The organism is Acetivibrio straminisolvens JCM 21531, assembly GCF_000521465.1.
Taxonomy (GTDB): Bacteria; Bacillota; Clostridia; order Acetivibrionales; family Acetivibrionaceae; genus Hungateiclostridium; species Hungateiclostridium straminisolvens.
The window spans coordinates 1-2,639 of the sequence record NZ_BAVR01000124.1 but is presented as its reverse complement, the minus strand read 5'-3'; the positions used below and the strand labels follow the sequence as shown (position 1 = coordinate 2,639).

General features: G+C 38.4%; 1 protein-coding gene and 2 pseudogenes. 1 reads left to right on the top strand and 2 read right to left on the bottom strand.

Going from position 1 to position 2,639, the window contains the following annotated elements; all coding sequences use genetic code 11:
- Positions 1 to 286: 286 nt before the first annotated feature.
- A pseudogene (locus JCM21531_RS16850) lies at positions 287 to 1,034 on the top strand (hypothetical protein).
- Here JCM21531_RS16850 and JCM21531_RS16845 read toward each other — a convergent pair.
- Together JCM21531_RS16845 and ureG are read right to left on the bottom strand one after the other, a co-directional pair.
- A complete protein-coding gene (locus tag JCM21531_RS16845) occupies positions 1,015 to 1,815 on the bottom strand; it encodes an urease accessory protein UreD (protein WP_038291545.1) in 801 nt (266 codons plus the stop codon). The pseudogene JCM21531_RS16850 and the gene JCM21531_RS16845 overlap by 20 nt on opposite strands.
- A 3-nt stretch (positions 1,816 to 1,818) precedes the next feature.
- A pseudogene (gene ureG, locus JCM21531_RS16840) lies at positions 1,819 to 2,425 on the bottom strand (urease accessory protein UreG).
- Positions 2,426 to 2,639 lie beyond the last annotated feature (214 nt).

Here is a 2,639-nt window from a genome sequence, read left to right as displayed (position 1 = left end):
TAAGTATCTTGTATCTATTGAGAGGTTAAAGCTATTTTAAACTGTTTTCATTAGTAAATATTCAAAGTTCCATTAAGTACTATTGTTCAATGCTTACTATACCATAATCAATCGCAAAAACTGTAAAAGAAGATTTTTCTAAGTGTTAATTAAAAATATTTGTGTTGTGCAGTAAAAAGTAATAAATTGTATTACCAATAAAATGGCAAAACAAAAGCATAAGTAGACCAAATGTGGTAGTTTTGAATTGACAAGATAAAAAACTATTTCCACGGGGGTCAAACTTATGCCTGATATAATAATAGAACAAAGCCAGGAAGTAATCGATTATATAAATTTACTAAAGCTTCCTATTTCCGGAGTTTTGAAGAACCATATAGTTAATATGGTTTCAGGCATAATAACCACCGAGGGAAACAAGAATATTTCTAATGACTCATTGAGTAAAAAAGACAATTCTACTAAGAAAATCGAAGGCCTCGACTTTCATCATTCTCACAGTCATCACTGTGTAGTTACTTCCCATTACAAAATCTCCGAGTACTCCTTACCACTTAACTTTAAGCTCTATCTTAAAAAGCAGTTCTTTGGACAAAAAGTCAAGAAGCTTGGTATACATCAGGAAAATTGATGCTTCATGCTCTTAATAGAGGGTATCATACCATTGGAAGAATAAAACCCAATTGTATGATTTACCCAGGCGGCATTAAGACTAATGTCAAAGAATTTGCCACCCATATACGTAGTAACGAAACCTGCACAGTTACAGCAGGAGACGATAACTATTACGTATACAGATATGAAGATAAAATCAATGATCTTGAAAATGCCTCAATTCTTTTATGACCTATACTTTTCTTGAACTCTTCAGGGTCTCTAAAAAGAGAACCTTGATACTCGAAACGATTGGAGATACCATAGGGTATTTCCGCAAACAATATATGGTCTCTATTGCCAAGTTTGCATACTCTTGTACAAAAAAAGGCAAGTCTAATTTTATAATTTATCCTGAATTTATTTTGAAGAGACAATAATTTCATTTCTAATCAGTTTTAGAATGCTTTCCAGCCTATCGCTGCTATTTCCGAGAATCCGAACAACAAAGCCATACTTCTTCGTTTTGCTCAAGCCGAACTGGACATCCTCCATGGCCGTAAGCATTACATAAAGTTTATCAATAAGTTCATCGCTTATCTGCTCGCCAAAAAAACCCATTGACGCCTGATGTGTAAAACCTTCAAAAAATCCGATTCCTTCAAGATTCTGCACTTTGGGAAAAAGGAACTGATTTTCAAGAAAAATCAGTTCCCCACCGTAATAAATCTTTATCCCGCTGAGATATTCCCTGAACCGGAAAATTTCACCGCTCTTAACCCTGCCCGCGGCTAGTATCTCCGAATAGATAAAAGCTGAGCCTTCTTCCATCCTGCATTCTGTATTTGAATAGAATGCCGAGTCGGCAAAAGGTATGGTGGGGTTGGGGGCATAATCCAAAAACGCTCCGTCTGCAAGGGTAAAACTGTTGTACTGCGTTGCCATTCCATTTTTCATCCGGTGAATCTTCTGGTAGGACTGGCCTTCCAGTTTCACTCTTGCGCCTCTGTCCAATTCCACTTCAATCCTGTAATCGTCACCCTCCATAACTCCCGCCGAAGCAGACATAACCATAAGACTCATAAATCCTCCATGTCCTTCATAAAAGGGTTTGGCGATTTTAAAAGGTGCTGTGAAATACGACTCCTGAAGATATGTTTTTCCGTTTAAAACCTTTGCTCTTATGTACAGCTTGCTTTCTTTTCCGAATTTATTCTTCATGATTTACACACCTTCCAAAAGGACACTTTTTTTAATCCAATCGATAATCTCATCCACACCTTCATTTGTATTCAAATTGGTAAATATAAAAGGTTTCTCACCCTCATCTTTTTTGAATCCCTTTCCATTACTTCAAGACTTGCTCCCACGTATGGAGCCAGATCAATTTTATTTATGACCAATAAATCCGACCGGGTTATTCCCGGGCCGCCTTTTCGGGGAATTTTGTCACCTTCGGCCACGTCGATGACATATATGGTGGCATCGGCTAGTTCCGGACTGAAAGTTGCGGAAAGATTGTCTCCCCCACTTTCAATAAATACAATTTGAATGTCAGGGAACCGCTGTACCAGTTCCTCCACAGCCTCAAGGTTCATGGAAGCATCCTCGCGAATAGCCGTATGAGGGCAGCCGCCTGTTTCCACTCCAATTATCCTCTCCTTGGGAAGTACACTGTTCTTTATTAAAAATTCCGCATCCTCTTTTGTGTATATATCGTTGGTAACCACACCGATGCTGTAGGAATCTGCCAATATTCTTGTCAATTTTTCTATAAGGCGGTCTTGCCCGATCCTACCGGACCGCCCACGCCGATTTTGACATAATTCATAAGTTTCACCTTCCTTAAAAAATAAATAACAATGCAGTACAGAATTATTAACACTAGGATATATAAAGCCTCGTATAGAGCCTTTCATGCTGCATGGCCCTTAAGTCAAATCCAAAGCAGCAGCTTCCCAAATATTTCTCGTCCAGTTCTTCCACCCTTCAAAAGCTTTCGGAAAATGCCATGGGTATTGAATAAAATCTTCTGCTTCGCTTTG

Excerpts from the sequence above, each read along its gene's own strand:
- JCM21531_RS16845 (WP_038291545.1), bottom strand. The coding sequence starts at position 1,815 with ATGAAGAATAAATTCGGAAAAGAAAGCAAGCTGTACATAAGAGCAAAG.